The sequence below is a fragment of the Acinetobacter sp. HZNU-JH01 genome, from assembly GCF_037996845.1.
GTDB lineage: Bacteria > Pseudomonadota > Gammaproteobacteria > Pseudomonadales > Moraxellaceae > Acinetobacter > Acinetobacter haemolyticus.
This window is the reverse complement of the sequence record NZ_JBBMZX010000002.1, coordinates 1-19324: the sequence shown is the minus strand read 5'-3', so window position 1 is coordinate 19324 and position 19324 is coordinate 1. Positions and strand designations below refer to the sequence as shown.

At 37.2% G+C, this 19324-nt stretch carries 20 protein-coding genes; all 20 read right to left on the bottom strand.

Annotated elements, in window-relative coordinates; all coding sequences use genetic code 11:
• Nucleotides 1-96: 96 nt before the first annotated feature.
• Nucleotides 97-825 (bottom strand): type-F conjugative transfer system pilin assembly protein TrbC, encoded by a 729-nt coding sequence (gene trbC / locus AAC851_RS15550; RefSeq protein ID WP_340601067.1) that lies wholly within the window; start codon nucleotides 823-825, stop codon nucleotides 97-99.
• Between the two features lie 11 nt (nucleotides 826-836).
• Nucleotides 837-1874, bottom strand: coding sequence for a conjugal transfer pilus assembly protein TraU (gene traU / locus AAC851_RS15545; RefSeq protein ID WP_340601066.1), 1038 nt, complete (start codon nucleotides 1872-1874; stop codon nucleotides 837-839).
• The gene (traW, locus tag AAC851_RS15540; RefSeq protein ID WP_340601065.1) at nucleotides 1871-2512 is read right to left on the bottom strand and encodes a type-F conjugative transfer system protein TraW; all 642 of its coding nucleotides are present in this window, start codon (nucleotides 2510-2512) and stop codon (nucleotides 1871-1873) included. Before traW ends, traU begins: the two co-directional genes overlap by 4 nt.
• Complete coding sequence (locus tag AAC851_RS15535) at nucleotides 2499-2990, bottom strand: S26 family signal peptidase (protein WP_340601064.1); 492 nt, start codon at nucleotides 2988-2990, stop codon at nucleotides 2499-2501. The genes traW and AAC851_RS15535 overlap by 14 nt, the downstream gene beginning before the upstream one ends.
• Complete coding sequence (locus AAC851_RS15530) at nucleotides 2987-3466, bottom strand: hypothetical protein (protein ID WP_340601063.1); 480 nt, start codon at nucleotides 3464-3466, stop codon at nucleotides 2987-2989. Before AAC851_RS15530 ends, AAC851_RS15535 begins: the two co-directional genes overlap by 4 nt.
• Nucleotides 3463-6072 (bottom strand): type IV secretion system protein TraC, encoded by a 2610-nt coding sequence (traC, locus tag AAC851_RS15525; protein WP_340601062.1) that lies wholly within the window; start codon nucleotides 6070-6072, stop codon nucleotides 3463-3465. The genes AAC851_RS15530 and traC overlap by 4 nt, the downstream gene beginning before the upstream one ends.
• Before the next feature lie 4 nt (nucleotides 6073-6076).
• The gene (gene traV / locus AAC851_RS15520; RefSeq protein ID WP_340601061.1) at nucleotides 6077-6769 is read right to left on the bottom strand and encodes a type IV conjugative transfer system lipoprotein TraV; all 693 of its coding nucleotides are present in this window, start codon (nucleotides 6767-6769) and stop codon (nucleotides 6077-6079) included.
• On the bottom strand, nucleotides 6759-7487 hold the full coding sequence (locus tag AAC851_RS15515; RefSeq protein ID WP_340601060.1) for a DsbC family protein: 729 nt from the start codon (nucleotides 7485-7487) through the stop codon (nucleotides 6759-6761). The genes traV and AAC851_RS15515 overlap by 11 nt, the downstream gene beginning before the upstream one ends.
• A 1-nt stretch (nucleotide 7488) precedes the next feature.
• On the bottom strand, nucleotides 7489-8808 hold the full coding sequence (locus AAC851_RS15510) for a TrbI/VirB10 family protein (RefSeq protein WP_340601059.1): 1320 nt from the start codon (nucleotides 8806-8808) through the stop codon (nucleotides 7489-7491).
• A 10-nt stretch (nucleotides 8809-8818) separates the two neighbouring features.
• Nucleotides 8819-9541 (bottom strand): TraK domain-containing protein, encoded by a 723-nt coding sequence (locus tag AAC851_RS15505; RefSeq protein WP_340601058.1) that lies wholly within the window; start codon nucleotides 9539-9541, stop codon nucleotides 8819-8821.
• The gene (locus AAC851_RS15500) at nucleotides 9528-10100 is read right to left on the bottom strand and encodes a TraE/TraK family type IV conjugative transfer system protein (RefSeq protein WP_340601057.1); all 573 of its coding nucleotides are present in this window, start codon (nucleotides 10098-10100) and stop codon (nucleotides 9528-9530) included. Before AAC851_RS15500 ends, AAC851_RS15505 begins: the two co-directional genes overlap by 14 nt.
• 7 nt (nucleotides 10101-10107) lie before the next feature.
• The gene (gene traL / locus AAC851_RS15495; RefSeq protein ID WP_059273191.1) at nucleotides 10108-10395 is read right to left on the bottom strand and encodes a type IV conjugative transfer system protein TraL; all 288 of its coding nucleotides are present in this window, start codon (nucleotides 10393-10395) and stop codon (nucleotides 10108-10110) included.
• Nucleotides 10396-10427: 32 nt separating this feature from the next.
• On the bottom strand, nucleotides 10428-10784 hold the full coding sequence (locus AAC851_RS15490; protein ID WP_340601056.1) for a hypothetical protein: 357 nt from the start codon (nucleotides 10782-10784) through the stop codon (nucleotides 10428-10430).
• Nucleotides 10785-10860: 76 nt separating this feature from the next.
• Entirely contained in the window at nucleotides 10861-11169 is a 309-nt protein-coding gene (locus AAC851_RS15485; RefSeq protein ID WP_059273193.1) for a hypothetical protein, read from the bottom strand.
• A gap of 23 nt (nucleotides 11170-11192) precedes the next feature.
• Nucleotides 11193-11819 carry a lytic transglycosylase domain-containing protein gene (locus AAC851_RS15480; RefSeq protein ID WP_340601055.1) on the bottom strand — a complete coding sequence of 209 codons (627 nt, stop codon included), beginning with the start codon at nucleotides 11817-11819 and terminating at the stop codon, nucleotides 11193-11195.
• Nucleotides 11820-11998: 179 nt separating this feature from the next.
• Complete coding sequence (gene traL / locus AAC851_RS15475) at nucleotides 11999-12286, bottom strand: type IV conjugative transfer system protein TraL (protein ID WP_059273195.1); 288 nt, start codon at nucleotides 12284-12286, stop codon at nucleotides 11999-12001.
• A 32-nt stretch (nucleotides 12287-12318) separates the two neighbouring features.
• Nucleotides 12319-12675: a hypothetical protein gene (locus AAC851_RS15470; protein WP_340601054.1), complete on the bottom strand. Its 357-nt coding sequence runs from the start codon at nucleotides 12673-12675 to the stop codon at nucleotides 12319-12321.
• A 694-nt stretch (nucleotides 12676-13369) separates the two neighbouring features.
• Nucleotides 13370-13810 carry a hypothetical protein gene (locus AAC851_RS15465; protein WP_340601053.1) on the bottom strand — a complete coding sequence of 147 codons (441 nt, stop codon included), beginning with the start codon at nucleotides 13808-13810 and terminating at the stop codon, nucleotides 13370-13372.
• Nucleotides 13811-13922: 112 nt separating this feature from the next.
• Nucleotides 13923-17201, bottom strand: coding sequence for a MobF family relaxase (gene mobF / locus AAC851_RS15460; protein WP_340601052.1), 3279 nt, complete (start codon nucleotides 17199-17201; stop codon nucleotides 13923-13925).
• Between the two features lie 2 nt (nucleotides 17202-17203).
• The coding region (locus AAC851_RS15455; protein ID WP_340601051.1) for a type IV secretion system DNA-binding domain-containing protein at nucleotides 17204-19324 on the bottom strand (2121 nt) is incomplete at its 5' end.

Here is a 19324-nt window from a genome sequence, read left to right as displayed (position 1 = left end):
CCCTGATTACCAGCTTCTAATCCTAACTGTTGGCCTTGAGAAGTGTTTGCATAAATATTCGTGCTTAGAAGCATTGCCATAAATGGCAGAAAAAACTTATTCATACGTTTTCCCTCTTCTCGCCTGATTTAGATACTCATTTGCAAGGCTCTTAAGATCAGCTGTTTCATTTTTTGCCATCAATTCCAAGGCATATTCAAGGGATACATCACCTGTTACTTTTGAGTAATTCTCAGGCAGAACACATCCCTCTTCATCAATACGCTCTTCTGCTTTGGCCTTTACTAAAACAATGCTTGGCACCACGTCTATTTTGTATTGTTTAAAAGCATTAGGGTTAATTTGAATATTGCCCTTGCGAATATCCAAACGTCTGATTTCTTTTGCTGTTTCTTTGAACTCGTTATTTTTGAACCCAATAAAAAGAACCGTTCCATTTACTTTTAACGTATCCGCAATGATCTTTTTAATCGAATCATCAGGCATCGAAAAACTGACAAAAGCAATTACACCGCTTACTGTTTTCTTTTCTTCATCCACACGTTTTTTATAACGTTCAGCAATTTTTTGAACATCAATATTACTGAACTTTCCTACCTGTACATTCGGGAAACTATTTCTTTCCGGAAGTTGTACTTTATCGAAAGCCTGTCGTTGTTCCTTTGCCTTTTCCTGCGCTTTTTTCCAATTTGCATTATCTTCATTAAACACATTTGGATTGAGCATGTTCTTTTTAATATCTGCTTCATCTACATAGTAATTTGAGTGAGCACTTTGCCCAACTAAACCAATAAGTAATGCTGCCAAAAATGTAGTTTTTTTCATGTGAACACCTATTATTTATATGTGATGATGCCGACACAGCAATTTTTCTTTCTAAACATTTCATAAGAGAAATGTTCACCTTTAACTGGATATGAACGGCCAGCTCCCCACTTAACTGTTGTACGTCCGAACGGTTGGCAGCATTTACCACCGATCTTGTCAGTTTGAGGTCGTGGGTAAAGCATTTGATATTTGTATGCTGTTTTATCCATAACAGGCAGTGGATATACACCGCATAAACCTTGTGAACCATGTGTTCCCCAGGTTAAGAACTGGCGGTGCATCTTTGCAGCTAAACGTTGTGCAATGAGAGAACTTGCCTGAATATGACTGACGTGGTATCCCACATTTCCTGTAAATGGATAAATACTTCCTTGACAACCGGCACACCAAAATAATGCATTTGTACCGAATCCATTTGAAGCAAGAACACAGTCACCAGCACAGGCAGCTTGAGCAAGTGGGTTTGCAACCAAGTTTGATTCAGGGGCTAAAATTGCTGATAGCTCATCATCATTCCATAAAGGATCAAGTTCTGTCATGTATGCAATGTCTAGTTTCCCTGTTTCTAAACAAGGATGCTCATACATTACTTCTAACCAATATAAAATTGGATCTGAATACCAATGAGCTTGGTAGAAAGAGCTACGTGTATTATCACTATCATAAAGTCTTACTTCACCCTCTGGTGCAGCTCCCCCTACATCAATTTCAGTTCCAAGACTGACAAAGCAATATGGTGTACGTGTAACATCAACTCTTCGAGCTGGCTCCCAATATCCTAGTGTAATCCCCAAAAACATGAGGTCATCAATACAGCTACACAAAACATCGGGTGGGTTTTTAATATCTTCTTGTCCACCACTCCATAGCTCCAGTCCACCGATTGAAAGAGGAAAAATACAGCTCCAGCAAATATCTGTTAATGGATTTGCAAATTCTCCAGCGCATTTAATATTAGATGCGCTGTTACCATTGTTATTTTCTTCTGCCAACACTGCTAATGAGCTGAATATCAAAATAAACGCTAAGATAAATTTTTTCATCATGGCTTAAGCTCCTGTGCTGGCATTTCTGTGACCTCTAAAACCTTGCCACTTTGACGTACTATTGCTGGTACTGCTTTGATCCCAAATCTTGTTGTCATATAACCGGCTTGGTCAAAATAAACCTGGCGTTTCCATTTTTTTGTTAATTCAAGCCAGGTTCCATTTACAAGAACAGGTGTGATTTTTCGGTCATAAACTTTAATTAGTTGCTCAACTGCATTAACTTGATCTTGTTTAGTTCCATCAAAAAATACCAATGTACGTGACATGGTAATGGTGTCTAATGGATTAATTCTTGTGCCTGCTAAAGCAATAATATGCCCCTCATCTGTGGTTATGTTGTTGCTCAAAACCATGCTTGGGTCAAATTTAAAAACACGTTTCTGAGTTGCAGTTACGATCCCCACAACTGGTTTAGGGTTCTTCGCTGAATGCATAGAACGGTCGATAGCTTCTTTCTTCTTTTTTGCTAGTTCGCCTGATTTTTCCATTGTTTTGAGTTTTTCATAAATGGCATCTAAGGCATTCTTTTCCTCGATCTTATATACTTCGCCATGTTTACCTAAGTCCGCTGCTAGTGTTGCGGTAACGCAACTAAAAGCAAGTAAACTTACTCCAAGCCCTTTAAAAAATTTCATAAGCTTTTCCTAAAATTTGTTTGTCTTTAATTAACCCAACTCTTGCATATCTACTGTCATAGCCATCTTTGGCCGGTGTACTAACAAAAATTTCTCCCTCTTTAATAACAGTAGGTTTTATTGCTTCAAGTGGCATACCCTCATTTGATTTTTCCTTTGCAATGCCAATAAACTTATCGTTTACAAAGACCTTTCTTCCCTCAACCTTAATTTCATCACCTGGCACACCTGAGACAATTTTCACAAAAATTGAACCTTGCTTATAAAACTGATCACCTTTCCAGCGAAAACCAACATAATTTCCTTTTTCGACCTTTGCTCCCTTATGGATCGCATAAACCAGGCCATTCAAACTATGTGTTACGTTGATGTTATAAATAAACCAGCGATTACTAATAGCGACCATGACAGCTAGAGCCAGCAACAAAATAAAAAAGTAGAAAATCGTATTTATTACATTGGTTCGATTCAGTTTCATTTTGCTAATGCTTCTCTAACCGTTTGCGTGTAATCAGAAACGTTACCTGTTTGAGTTAGCAACGCTGCTTTATTAATCAATACACAACCACAATCTTTGTTTATTTCATCAATGGATGATTCCATTCGTTGAACAAATTGTTTTGTCTGTTCCTCTACGACACCGCTATTTAAAGCTGCTGATTCATTGCTTTGATATGCCCCTTGGTTTGCATACAGCTGTTGAGTCACTTTCTTTTCATGCTCCATAATTAGAGCTTGAACATCCACCACACCAATTTTGGTTTGACCTTGTTTGACAATGTACAAGCCAGGAATAGTGATAAGTGACGATATAAATGCCGTTGCCATGACAAATTTTGTGATGTTTAACCATTTATCGCCTGATTTATCATTCCTTGTTTTTTGACTTTCTTTTTTTGGCTCTACAGTTTTCACTTCTTCCTGAGCTTGCTCTTGTAGCAATTGATCACTCATGCACTTCTCCCATATTTCTCAGTTTCTTTTTCTGCAAGTAAAATTTCGATAGCTTGAATCGTTGTTTTGCCCTCTTTCATTAATTGATCCAGGCGTGTGTAGTCTTTGGCGTTTGTTGAAGCCATTGCTAATGAGAAATCATCAGGAATATGACGTAATAGGTGCTCACCCCTTGGCGAACTAATGATCATTTCTGCATACATACCATTTACCTTACGCAATGATTTAATGGTTCTTTGCATGTATGGCGAGAAACTAACTTTTTTAGAGTCAATCAGTTCTTGGAAGTTTTTTTCATCCTGACGTAAGAATATTTTCCAGTCAGCGTTCGTATATGCAGCACGTGAAGCTTCATTTTTAAATGCGTCATCAATACCCTGAGTACCGATTCCAAAAATACCGTTATACTTACGTGCTCTTCGGTAGCCCTCTTCAATAAACTTTGCAGTTTCAGCATCATCACCCAACAATTGCCAAGCTTCATCAATGAAACATAGCTTTTTACGGTCACGTGATAAGTACATTTCTTTCATAATTCTGCTTGTTACACAGAACATCACTACTGCACGTAAAGCAGGGGCATCTTTGAGTTCTTCAAGCTCTAAGTAAATAACATCATTATCAAATGAGATATTTGCTTCACCGTTAAAATACACTCCGTACATGCCTTTTGTAGTAAATGGCTGTAGCTGCTTACCAAGCTCAAATGCAATACGGTCAACGTTTTGACCTGTTTCATCCTTAATCTGTAGTAGATACGCTTGAACATTATCTACATTGTTCTGATTCCCAAATTTTTCCCAAGTTGCTGTTAGAGCTTCACTGAGTAATGCTTCTTGGAATTGTGTCAAAGAACCTTTTGGTGATGCCATTTTTGCGTAAATTGGTAACAACATACGAAGTTCTTGCTGGAATGTATTAAGTCCATCTGCTTCTTCTGTTTCTGCTACTTGAATCCATGACCAAGGATTCATACACAAGCGTCTACCACTATTAAAGTCAAATGTGGTGCCTTTCGCTAAATCAACAAAGTTTTTAAATGAACGCCCAACATCCAGGATAAATAGTTGTGCCCCTACTGCTCTATATGCAGCAAGAATTTCAAGTAGAAGAACCGATTTACCAGCTCCGGATACACCGCAAACATACAGGTTATAGTTACCATCCGTATTAGCATAAAAGTCAATAAAACAAGGAGTTCCTTTACGGCCGAACAGCATAACTACAGGATCACCTACCCCTTGCCATTCACCTAATAAAGGACTCATATCAATTGCATTAATTGTGCTCTTTGTTGTCATGATCTTTAATTTTTTTAGATCATCACGTGTTCTTTTGCTTAATGTCATTGGACATGAAACATACAAAGAAGCCAGTTGTATAAAATCCAATGGAATAATATTGAATTTGTTACTCGACCAAATGTTTACAGCTGCTTGTGTGTAGCTTTCAATTTTTTCTAAAGGAGCTATTAGAGTAATCATGTGGTACATCTCACACATGGCACCGCCATTACTTGTGTGATAAACCACTGAATCCCAGTCTTGTGCAATTTCTGCATATTCAGGCTGAAATTTCGCCATACTTGACTGAGCATTCTGTTTAGAACGTGCTTGTTTAACACGTGCCATCGTTTCAGTTTGGTTTGCGTCTAATGTGTAAATACCGCATGTGATAATATACGGACAAGGATATTGTAGAGCATCATCGAACATTGCCCCGATAATATCCCCCATTTCCCATAGCTGCTTTCTCTTTGGATAACGTGTGATTCCAAAATGTCGCATAGCAATGCGCTCATCGGCTTCACCCTTTTCAGGAATAGCACCAAATACAATTGATTTTCTTCTGACTTCTGCACTATGCCCTATTTTGGTAATTTGCTCTTTAACTCGCTTGTACCCATCATATTCAATAACAGGTAGAGCATCTTTCTTGAATAGAATTTCAGGATTTAGGATAATTGTTAGGTGAGTGATTAAAGCAGTCACATCCATGTGGAATGCTAAAAGCTCAGCTTGACGTAATGAAGCCATCATAGAATGCTTCATAGTAGTCATTTTTTCGACTTGTTCCTTATTATTAAAATCCCCATCCCTTGTTACTGAAATAACAAGAGTTGGTTTTTTAATAGAAAAATTAGCTTGAACTCCGTATAGAGGTTCGCCAATTTTTTTAGTAAATACAGCTTCTACACGTTTTTTTGCTAACTCAATCCCAAAACTATCAATATCACCTTTTTGTCTAGCTTGTTCTCTAATGTAATAGTAGCGATCAATCATTCCATCAAATACAGTGTTGCCAAACATTTGTATCTGAATACCTGTTTCAGCTGGAATAGGCGTGAACATGGTTAAAAGTCGGCTAACCATTTCCTCATTTGCACCAGTCTGAGGTAGAACTTCTAGGCAAAAGCCTAAAGTACCCTCGTTAATAAATATTCCAGTCTCTTCATCATACATATCGTATTTAAAGATTTGGTGCATTCCGTATGACTCTAAAATTTTATTAGAGAGTTTTACCGGAGAAGGCTTTTTAGAATCAGGTGTTTCACCTAAAACTGCCTCATTCCAAAATCTTTTTAGTGTTTCTCTTATATCCAACATAGTATTAACGCCCCCCAGCTGCTAGAGGTTTGGTAAACTGCGAAATATCAACATTCATGTTTTGCAGCTCTTTAGCCACATTCGCATCAATATCTCTTTTTCCTGGCATAGGATTAATTGATTCACCCTTTCCACCATTTACAGGGATAGGTGCATTTTCATCAGGAATAGCTTTATCTCCATCAATTCTATATTTATAAGAATCCTGGCTATTTGAGCTTGAGCTACTTGGTGAAACCACATAATCACTTGCAGAACTAGGCGCATAGGCCATACGAACACGTCTACTGTTATGTTCGATATTCCATTTCCAGTTATCAATTACGATGTAAAAAAACTGTTGATCGAATAAAGTTCTATCCGCACTTTCCCAAGGTGCCACCCATACACGCAATGTCTTTGGATTTCTTAAGATTGGCGCACCGGTATATTCCATCGTTGGTAAAACGGAAGCTGTAGGTTTTGATCTGACAGCTATATATTCGCTGCCTTTTGCTGGTGTTTTTTCTGATCTTCTTACTTGTTGACCAGGCAGATTATTTGCTTTTGCATTTGCCATTACACCAGTCATCGAGTCACAGATGACTCCATCCGGTGCTTTACAATCAAAATTTCCCTTTGCATTTAGGCCATCCAATGTATTACAACCTGTCAGCCCAACCACTGTTAATGACAGTGCTAATAATTTAATTCGCATTGTTCACCACCTTGTCATGAGATTTTTGCAATTGCTGTTCTATTGCTTCTAGGCTCATAGCCCCAGGAATTAAGGTGCCATCTTCAAAAATTAGACTTGGTGTTCCCTGAACACCAAAACCTGCGCCAAACGCAATATTGCTATCTATCGGGTTTTTACAGGTTTTGATCTCAGGCTTAATTTTTGCAAGCATATAATCTTTCATGCTTTTAACTGGGTTATCAGAGCACCAAATATTAATAGCTGTAGATTTCGCTGTTGGATGCAGCTGCTCTAGTGGATAAAGGAAAGTGTAGATTGTGACGTTATCAAGCCCTATTAAGGTTTGTTCCAAACGGGCACAGTAAGGGCAATCCGGATCAGAGAAAACCACAACTTTACGTTGCCCATTTCCTTTCACTTCTTTAATTGCATTTTTTAATTGTTCAGCATTTGGGAAGTACACTTTTCTTGTGTTGTCCGCTTCTGCTGTAATGTCCTTTTGGCTATGCATATCATAAAGATTACCAAAGATAAAATAGCGACCTTTTTCATCCGTATAAGCTACATTCTGCCCCATCACAACTTCATAGATTCCCTTAATTGGTGTCTCATTGATCTTATTGAATGTGGTTGCTGGATAAGTCTTTTTTAAATTAGCCGTTGCTTTTGCAACATTTGCATTTGCATTGAAACTACATACGGCCAATAAACAAATTAGTAGTGCTGATTTTTTCATTTTAATCATCCAATAAAGTACGTTTATTTCTATTGCTTCCAGCTGAACCATGAAGTTTTAAACCCTCAACCTCAGCACCTTTTGTTACCAATATCTCTACTGCACGTCCTGCGTGAACCTCTACAATAGGGAATAACTCTTCAGCACGTCTTAGGTAGAAGTCTGATAGTTTTTCAGCTGCGCCTGAAATCGCTCCACCAACGGCACTGTTTTTCAAGTCTTGACCGCTAACAGTTCGCTGTACACCCAAGGCACCCATTGTTGTTGTTCCTTGTGTGTTGCTATATAAGCCACCAATTGCTTCTAATGCACTTGCTAAAGCTGCTGCACTTAATGCTTGCCCTTGCTTACTAACGACCTTGCCACGAATACCTGGTTTACCATCTTCACCAACCAGCACACCTTTCACATTCACTTGTACTGACTTGCCATTAACAATACAGCTGCCAGATTCAATACGAGCATTGACACGCTCAGTTGACAATGAACCCCAGGCATAACCCAAGAAGCGACATCCCTTAATGTTCACTTTGTAATTGTTTGGCATATCCAACTTACCAACTGTTTCAAACAATACTGGTAAAGGATCGCTTTGGGCTTGGCCGCCAGTTGGAGCATCAATCCCTGTCACCATCACAACACGAACAAAAGAACCATCACTTATGAATGTGCTATTTGCTTTCGGTTGCGTTGACGCAACTGTATTACTTGTTTGGTTTGTATCACCTTGGGTTAGGTCAATAATTCCAAAGCCTTTTGCAGCTGCTACATTTTCGTTATTAGGTAAAGGGATTACCTGGCCTGTAGCTGGATCAACCGTTGTTCCCATTGGATCAGATAAGATTGAATTTCCATGCAACCCCTGACGATTAGGTGGAATACTTCCAAATGCAGATGAAGTATTAGTCGGTGGGTTTGTGTTTGTTGGGGATGCTATTGTTCTAGGTGCTCTTGATGCTTCGTTAGCTAGTCTTTCGGCTTCTTTTGCTCTTGAGCTAACCTCATTAAGCTCATCTTTTAAACCTGTAATTTCCTGATCACGGTTGTTTAGTTGAGTTTCTAATCCTGATAATCGTTCATTGGTTGTTGCAAGCTCTTGAGACAAACCTGAACGTAATGCAGCATTATCATCAACCCCACCAGGCGGTGTGAGCTGAACCTGTTCTGATTTAGCTTGTGGAGATTGCTCTTGTGGAGCTTCACCTAAAAAAAACAATGAACCAATAATCGCTACAAGTAAGAGCACTCCACCTATAACTAAAATAGTGGTCTGCTGCTTTTTTCTTTTCTCATTAGGGTTTAATTCAATATCATCACTCATAATCTACTCCCTATCTCTCTCGAACCACATATACATTGGTAGTTTGACCAGGCAGCAAATTAAGGTGCTCTATTGATACAGCCAATACTTTTTTACGATAAAACTCTTGCTCTAATAGGATTAAATTAGATGCTGTAGTATTCGTAACTTGGTAATGTTCACCGTATAATTCATCACCATCATAACGTGCAACAAAAAGCATATTTGCTTCTTTCCACAACGGAATTGGTTGATTCACAAAGCTCCGATTGATTCCTGAAATTGCTAATTCATCTTGAGGATCATCTGAATCATCACCCATTACATAAATCAGCTCTTTGATTTGCTGTAAGAATGATTGTGCCCCTTTATCAGTCCCAGCTGAGTCACTTGCTTTTGGCGGTATTAAGATAACTTCTTCGGCACCCAAACTTGCGGTTGGACGCATAACCAACTTATAACGTGTACCTTGATCATCATTAACAAATGCAGAAATTGTGCGGTTCTGATACCAAGGTGCTACTTTGAAATAAAGCACTCCCTGACTAACATCTTTTTGATATTCCAGTGCATCCCCTATTGAGGGAATTACACTTGTGATTTTTCTTCCATCTACTGCTAAAACGTTTTGTTCTGTACTAGATACATTGACAGTGACATTATCAAGGTAAGCTTTATCTACATGCTGAGCAGCGCATGTAAAGCCACTAACTGATAGCAATAGTGGTATTAATGCGAATTTACTGAGTCTCATCCTGCTTAACTTCCATTATATTTCTAGGATACAAACGACCATTTTTCATCACATAGTCAAAACGGATGTTTTGAGTTTTGGATGTAACGAGTTTGTCTGCTAAATATGTTTTTGTTACACCAGTTGCGATTACTGCCTTTTCACTTGGGAAAAATTCATACATACCAGTGGTTGACCAAACCTGAGTTACCTGATCACGTTTGATTTGTTCTGCTGCTTTATCAAGATAATTTTTCATATCTTTCTGATGTTCAGGTAAAACACCCTCTAGCAACTTCCCAAAATTTTCATCAACATTGATAGGAGTTACGTTGTATAAAAGATTGAGATTGTCTCTTGTGATGTCGATAAAATATTCTTTATTGGCCTGATCATTACCGATTGAATATTGAGCTGACTGCTGTGATGGCATAATAATTACTGTTTGATTCATGAGCACATAACCCAATAGCCCGATCAGACCGATATTGGAAACACTCATAATTAACGAAAATAATCTACTTGCTCGCCTATCAGCACTTAACTCCCCTATTGTTTTTTCACCATTTTGTCTACGCATCTAGTTCTCACCCAAAGAAAAATCTATTACCTGATTCGGGCAGTTCATCCAGTTTTGGAGTACCCGAAATCCAGTAAAAAAGGTGTTGTACGAAACCGATGTGATAACCAGCTTTAACCTTATTGAACCAATAGGCCAAGCCAATACCTACAACCAAACCTATAAACGGATGATTTACCCAATATCCAGCAATGAATAACATCAATGCCAGGATTGCTACGCTTTGATCAAAGATCAGAAACTTGCCAGGATCGTCCAGTTTGGTCGGCACATAATGTTGTAGATCATCGTTCATACATCACCTTTCTTTTTTTTAGTTAATTAGAATTAGATAACTGCCGTAAATGACGAGTTAATAATCCCGATCACAACACCAATAACTACAGCTGCAATTAATGGTAGGAACAACAATTTAAAGTCACGTGTCCAAGCAAATGCCGCTAATGAGAAGATCAAACCACCTAATACAATCGTTTTACCTAAGTTACCTTTGATCCATGCTTCAACCTTGGTAGCCGATGCATCGAACTCTTTAGCTGTTGTTGACGCTGCTTCTGCAAACATTGCCAACATTGTTCCCATTGCAAGTACAGCAAGCACTAATAAAACTGTGCGAAGCAATGGACGAACACGTACCATGATTTGATCCATCTTTTGTGATGGGGTCTGTAACGCTAATTCCATGTGGAACTCCTTTAACTTGTTTTTTTAAGAAATGCCCCAATTTTTTTATATGTGACTAAGGCAGAACACACCAAAATCAATAATCCGGAAGATTATTGTTTTTTTTGGCAGTACCCACCTGAATTTGAGTTGAGTTGTTGGATACTGCCAAATGCTTTTTTGTCCGAACCGGCTTCTCGCAACCTTTTTGTGAATGCTCACAAAGGATGAAGGATGTATCACGCCCCTCTCCACCTTGAGGTACAACGTTTACATAAGCCTGAACTGGATTAGGTTCACTCATTGGTTGTGCCTTTTCCTTTTTAGACTTATTGGGTTCAGTTGCCATTGCTGTTGTTGCGGTAACGCAACATACAGCAACTATGAATATGTTTTTTAACTTCATCTTCCATCACCTCCTTGGGTCGATTAGAACTGGATTATTTTGAAACTGGTTGATTTCTTTTCTTCTTGATTCTTATAAGAAACCTGTTGATTCTTACTCGATAAAGGACTTGGTAAGGTTGCTGGTTGTTGATAACCAAGCAAAGGCTGATAGGTAATAGGCAGTCCAGCTTTACGCTTATAGCCCTCGTAATAACGCCTTACGTCTTTCGCATAGTTCCTCATAGCGGTATAAGCTTTAGATGCTGGGCCACCGTAATAACAACCAACCGCTGCCCATACTTCACCTTTCTTTTTTAGACAATCTGCCAAAACCCAAGCACCGACTTTTTGTGATGTACATGGGTCAAATAGATCAGTCCTAGTTATTCCTTGCTTGCTTAAAGCTGGCAAATGGATCGTGTTTATCTGCATCAACCCTAATGCTCTATTTCCATCACGTAGCAATGAGCCAACTGCCCCAACATGCCCTCTGCTTTCTTTCCAGCCAATTGCTTTCAACAAGTAGGGATCATGACCATACATAGCAGCTGCTTCATCCCAGCACTCGGCATGAACTGCCTGAATGCCGAAACCACCCATCACCAACACAATTGCACCAAATATTTTCTTGGTCTCAGTCTGTAAGTTTAGTTCTTTAAAAACATTCATATTCAAAGCTCAAATGAGGTTCAAAGCACCTAATAATTATCACTTTTTCCTTTTTGGCTGTCAAAGTGAAGTCCAAAAAATTAGACCGTATAGAACAATATTTTCTTTATAAAAAACATTGTCTTATACGGTCTTGGTAAAACTGCTTATTAAATAGAAGAAAAATCTTCGACAAAAGTTTATCCAAAGAAGTACCTATTACCTGATTCGGGCAGTTCATCCAGTTTTGGAGTACCCGAAATCCAGTAAAAAAGGTGTTGTACGAAACCGATGTGATAACCAGCTTTAACCTTATTGAACCAATAGGCCAAGCCAATACCTACAACCAAACCTATAAACGGATGATTTACCCAATATCCAGCAATGAATAACATCAATGCCAGGATTGCTACGCTTTGATCAAAGATCAGAAACTTGCCAGGATCGTCCAGTTTGGTCGGCACATAATGTTGTAGATCATCGTTCATACATCACCTTTCTTTTTTTTAGTTAATTAGAATTAGATAACTGCCGTAAATGACGAGTTAATAATCCCGATCACAACACCAATAACTACAGCTGCAATTAATGGTAGGAACAACAATTTAAAGTCACGTGTCCAAGCAAATGCCGCTAATGAGAAGATCAAACCACCCAAGATAATCGTTTTACCTAAGTTACCTTTGATCCATGCTTCAACCTTGGTAGCCGATGCATCGAACTCTTTAGCTGTTGTTGACGCTGCTTCTGCAAACATTGCCAACATTGTTCCCATTGCAAGTACAGCAAGCACTAATAAAACTGTGCGAAGCAATGGACGAACACGTACCATGATTTGATCCATCTTTTGTGATGGGGTCTGTAACGCCAATTCCATGAGGAACTCCTTTCAACCTGGTTTTTAAGAAATGCCCCAATTTTTTTGTGACCAGGGCTTAACACACCAAAATCAATAATCCGGAAGATTATTGTTTTTTTGACTGCACCCACCTGAATTTGAGTTGAGTTGTTGAGAACAGCCAATTACTGATATGGCTAATAAAACTTGAATGCTTGATACAGTGCGCTTTATATCACCCTCAATTTGAGAGAGAGTCTTGGTCGCTAAACCCATCAAGAACTCCATTAAATTAGTTTTGTTATGGGTAAATTTTTTACTTTTTAAATCTCTTTAAAATTAGAGATTTTCACCCTCACTCCCCTTTACATTTCATTAACAAGTCAATTACACAAAAATGTGATGGATTATCCACTTTTTGTATTTTTTGACAAGTGAAACAATCCAAGAGAAAAGTCACACCTTTTAACTGTTCAATAATTATCACTGTTTTCTTTTTGGCTGTCAAAGTGACGTTTAGAATTATTTTTAATCAGAAATTTATACATCGTTGTTTTTAAAAGTTATTTTTTTATTCATTTTTTATTTTTATTAACAATATTTTATAAATCGCATTTATTTTCAAAAATAGACAGAACCGTCAACTCTATTTTTCAGCATTTTACTTTTTTTAAACAGAAAAATAAATCTTTAGACAAAAAAAAAGCCCTCTATGGGCTAAATATTTTATTAATTATATGATCAATACTTGTTCTAAGAGTTTTGCGCTAAATTCATTGTCCGGCTCTTGCTTCTCATACATCTTCCTTAAAACCATGTTTAAGTAAGCTGACCTACTGACTTCTCGATCCAATTGCTTTCCCAATTGCTCAACCAATCGAGTAAAACTTGAATAAACATTCTTTTTTACCCTGACAGTAGTTTTTAAACCAGTCTTTGAAATTTTATTTTCAAGTTGGTTCTCATCAACATAGATACTTGATTTATTTTCTACACAAAATTCGATAATTCTTGATACAACATAAGTTAGAGATAGATTAGTTCTCTTCCCCAATGAAGTAGCAAATTTCTTTAACTCAGGCTCTATGTACAGAGTATCAACTGTCCTTTTCTCATCGTATAATTTTGCACTAACATTACTCATTATGCCTTTTTCAACCACTACTTCGCCCATTTGCCCCACTCCCCTAAAACATCAACAACCATAGTCATTTATATAACATTATAGCTATATTTTTATATTACAGTCTTTAGATTTTTAGGTACTCAATAAGTTTCAAATTGCATCAATGTTCCATGTCAAACCCTTTATTGTTTTCAAATTGATTTTCATCTTTCCCATATTGAGTTTCTTGGGCAAAACTTGTTTTGTCTTGTGAATAACCCACAGCCATTCGTGCTACATTTTTGTCGTGAGTGTATATCTTTAATTCTTTAGATGCACGTGTCACGCCCACATAGAACGCTCTATTTCCAAAGATTTTACCTAAATTTTTGGCTGCCTTTTCGTCATTTTTAGCATTGGATAGAGTGCTACTATTAATTAACATAAAAACATTCTCTTTCGTCAAGCCCTGACTCGAATATATTGTCGTTGCATAGCCATGATCCCAATGCTTAAACTCATTCAATGGCATTCTGTGCTCTTCATTTTTTTCATTAGTTAATAAGACTTCATTTCCCTCAATTCCTTTAAACGTATACTTCTCACCATTTTTAAAATTACCATTTGTTCTATTAATTTTTATTAGATCACCCTTTAATAATTTTTTTTCTTCTTTTTCGTAAACTTCAATTAAATTTTTATTTTTACTATTCCAATCTTGAATAACACCATCCTTATCTTTGAGTTTTAAACCCTGTTCTCGTTTACCCTTGGTATTTTTATAAGTATCAACTACAGTGTAATATTCATCCTTTTTAAATGTCTTTCCCTCTGGACTATAAGTTTTATTAAATCTAATAACATCACCAGCCTTATATTCAATAATTTCACTTTGCTGAGCTTTCGTTAAATTCTTATTCGAGTATGTAGAAAACTCTAATTCCTCCCCTGTTAACTCTCCTTTTTTTAAACGCTGTTCTCTAACCATTTCATTTAAGATTTTTCTATCGCTATTGAATGGGGTTATGATTAAGCTATTGTCACGTTTGGATTGATCATGACTCATGTATTCATCAATCAGCTCATGATGTAAGTCCTCTTGATTAACCTGCATTACTCGACCTTGTTGATCCAGTAGATCGAATGCCTTTTCATTCTCAGATAATGCAATTTCACCTTTGGAGTTCTTCGCAGTAATAACCGCAACAACATCCTTAAGCTCCTTAGTTTTTTGCCGGTTAATATTTTCCATTGAAGAGAATGACATTTCTTTCTGTAAAATCTCAAATGGTTTACCAGCATCAATTGCTTGAAGCTGTAGCTTATCCCCTAAAAATACTATTCTTGCATCTGCTGATTTTGCTAATTTCATGATCTCAGCAAAGTTTTCCTGACCAGTAATACTAGACTCATCCACTACCCAAATTTCATTCTTCCTACTTACCGCCCCATTAGTTTTAGCTAAATCATTTTGCAATTTGCTTTCATTCAGCTGGAACATCGCATTCGTAGATGATGGGATGCCTGTTTCAAGTTCGAGATTCTTAGCAGCTGTTCCTGATCCAGCCATGCCTTTAACAATGAACCCTTGTTTTTCAGCAATCTTATTTAATGCCGTTAACATTGTAGTCTTACCTGTTCCAGCTAAACCATTCACAGAATGGTAACGACTATCTGTAGTGAAAATGCTTTCAATTGCATCCCTTTGCCCCTCTGTATATTTAAATTTTTGTAATGCTTCCCTCTCTGCAATTTCAGATTTAATTACATCAGAATCTAATATTTTATCGACTGACTTTCGCTCTTCCCTAACATGGTCAATTGACCATATTTCACTATGTGCTAGTCTTTGGGTAGTAATCTTTCCTGTTTTTGTTGCTACTAGAATATTAGATTTTATTAAGCGATTTACTTCATTTTCCACATCCTTGTATGTAAACAATCCCTCAGCTTTATCCAAGGCCGTAGCTTCAATATCACCACGTTTAATCATCATTTCTCTTTCAGTATGATGACCTACTGAATAGAATACAGCTTCTCTCAATGCCTTTTCTTTTTCGGACAATCCATCCCATTCTTTTATTGGTTCAGCTGTTTGGTTTTTCTCCTTATTCGTATTATTTGGTTTCTGTTTCGGCTGGTCTCTTTTTAAAAAATTCCATAACCTGTCTAGCCAGCTTTTTGTTTCTGTTGTGTCCTGTCCATCCTGTTCAATCGTTTTACTTTTATTGCGCTCAGGCTGTTCTTTCCCGTTGCCAGGTTGATTACTACCAGGTGCAGATTCTCCTTTACCACTCCCAGGCTGTTTATCACCATGCTCAGGTTGTTGTGTACCACTCCCAGGCTGTTTATCACCATGCTCAGGTTGTTGTGTACCACTCTCAGGCTGTTTATCACCATGCTCAGGTTGTTGTGTACCACTCCCAGGCTGTTTATCACCATGCTCAGGTTGTTGTGTACCACTCTCAGGCTGTTTATTACCATTGCCAGGTTGCTTGCTGTCAGGATCAGATTTTTCTTTTTCTCTTACATTATCTTTTGAAAAAAGGCTTTCAACATATTCCTTTGTTAAGCCATATGAATCAGCTCTTTCTTTCCAGTCATTATCCAAACTTTCTTGTGTAACGTTCTTTTTAGTTTTTCTTGTATCTAATGCAATTACTTCACGCATACTTGCGGAAGCTGTAGAAAGATCAATTCCTTTAGCTTCTGCGCTTTCAATCATTGCCATTCTTCGTTGAGAAAACTCATCAATAACGTCTTGAGATATTCCTGAAATTTCAAAATTTCCATTAGGTTTAAACTCTAAATCTAAACCTAAATCTTTTAAGTTACTCGCCAGTTCTGAATTATAAATTGCCCCTACCAACTTTTGATTTTGATATATCTCTTCATTGGTTAATGCAGTCCATTCACCTTTACTATTCAGTGTTGCATTCATTACTACTGCATGGGTATGAGTCTGTGGATCAAGTTCACGACTATTGTTATGTGAAAATAATGCAACAATTAGATTTTCTGTATCCTCTCTTTGCATTGAACCATCAATACTAACTCTGGTCTGAGCATATTTTTTTTCTACTAAATCTAACGTTGATTTAACGGCATCTTCATGAGCTTTTCTAACATCATCATTCTTAAAAACCTCAGAAAGAATTGAAACAGATTTAGGGGCAGAAAAAGTTAAATCTACCCCTGGTCTGTGTTGCGTTACCGCAACCCCATTTTCATCATAAACAGTACGACCAATTTTCTTATTATCATCAATTTCTCCCTCCAATAAAGACTTAAATTTTTCAGGGTCAAAATTCTCTCCATCCAAACCTAAAACAGCTGCGCCCTTGCCATACCAACCAGCTTTCTCTAGGCTTTCAGGTGTTTCCTCTTTAGTGTAGTAGTTATCTTTTGAATAATAAGTTGAAGCCTGTGAAGCAGACTTTAAAGTGGTCATACTCATCATAATTATTTACTTCCAGTTAAGTCATCCATATTGTCAAAAAAACTTGTTTGATAAGTTTTCTTTTCACCTTGATCTTTGGAATCATTTTCCCCTTGTTCTAATAGTGAATCATTTTCAGCTTCTTTAGGCTCAGATTTAACATCTTTTTCAGCAAATTTATTTGCATCTTCCGCAACTTCAACTGGCTCAGTTTTTGACGCTAATGAATCAATGTTATCAGCAGTATCATGTTCAAGATTACCAATTGTATTATCAATTTCAACCTGATCTTCCACTGCCTGATTTTCAATATCATTCACTGTAGAATTAACAATTTCATTTGCGTTTTCAATCTCTTTACTTTTATGCGTCAAAGAGTCAATAACAGCTCTAGTATCCTTATTTGTTAATTCCTCTATAAGTTCAATATTGATTGATTTTTTTCTTGGAATAAATGGAATGGCATTATTAGCAAATGGAACATACTTTGTTGTTACTTTTGCTACAGGATAGTTCCCTACAATTTTTAAATATCCAACCAAATTTGGTAAATCCATGATCTCGGATGGCATGACGATATTTCTCTCCTTACGTTGGCTATAAAAGCTATCACCATCACGATTATCCTGAACCCCCATACTCCTAGACATATTCTTTTCATCAACCTCCATCTGACCAATAATTTTTGATAAACGTTCAGCTGAAACACTATCAGTAACACGCAAAATCAATTTGGTTTGGAGTGTAGAAATGATTGTACTGGTAACGTCTTTACCATAAGTATTATCACATTGGCTAAAGTCTTGAAGCCCGATAATATGACACAAACCATACTTACGTGTATTTGTAAGAGACAAGACTAAATCATCCATTTTTTGTAATGTTGGCATTTCATCAATACATAGCCACATACGCTCTCTATGGATCGCTGGAAGCGACATTGTTGCCTTGATTGCTGTACTTATCCAAAGTGAAATAATGGGCTTAATAGCTTCTTTTTGCTCCTCCTTTGTCGTGATGAAAATCCAGCTATCATCCTCTTCATGAATCCAGTTACGAATAGAAAATTTTTCACCCTCATCTTTTAAATATCTGAAAGGTGTTAGATAGTTCAAAATTTGCATTTTGATGTTAACGCCAGTCTTTTCTGTCTTTGGATCAACATACGTTGCACCAGAAGTTCCAGCTAACATTTCATGTAGTTCTTGCAATGTAGCAAGCGAAATAGATTCGTATAAATGTTTATTGGTTTTGGTGTTTTCGTTTTGACCAAGAACACGTATAACGTCAGCTATTAATCTACGTGCAGCTGGTGGGAAAAATTGATCACCGTTAGGTGTAATAGGAATTAAAGCGTCTCCAATAGAATCTATGTGATGATCCTCTTCTACTTCATTCCAAACATTCCATTGTGGACTTCTTTCATCAAACGGATTAAGAATAATATCCTTACCCTCTCGATAAAATTCTTGTGTAAATTCTCCACTAGGATCATAACAGATTACTTTTTTTCCTCGTCCTCTAATCTGTGCTAATAAAGCACGTATAGCTTGTGATTTACCTGAAAATGGCGCACCAACAAAACAAACGTTAGTACCCTCAGTTCCCTTACGCATTGGCACACCAGCAATCTTATAAGGGCTGGCATCTTTATTGTTATGAATTAGTTCAATTAACTTTTCTTTTTCAACTAGCTTAGCTCCCCTTAATTGTTCATCTTCCATAATCTTTCGACCATAAGAGTACCAGTACCAAATTAACCCACCAACGATAGCAAAACTGAATATCATCCCTATCAAAAGTGATCGTTTTACTGCCCACCAAAAAGTATTAACATAAGGCTGAATTACCTGTTCAGCTTGTTCCATTGTTAGCTTTGTTGGTTCATTATTTATCATAAGTTCAATCTCTTGATTAGGTACATTAAGAGATTGCTTATAGACAATTTCCATTTCCGTTTTTAAAGCATAGAAATGACGATTATCTAGTTTTAAATATAAAAATAATCCCATCACTGAGATAGTTAGGAATAAAGCTAAAATCAAAACATTTGAGATTCCAGTTAAAAACATTTTTAACTGGTGTGTCCAAATTTCACTACCTCTTGTGAAGTCGATAAATTTGGATGGATTATTCTTTTTCAT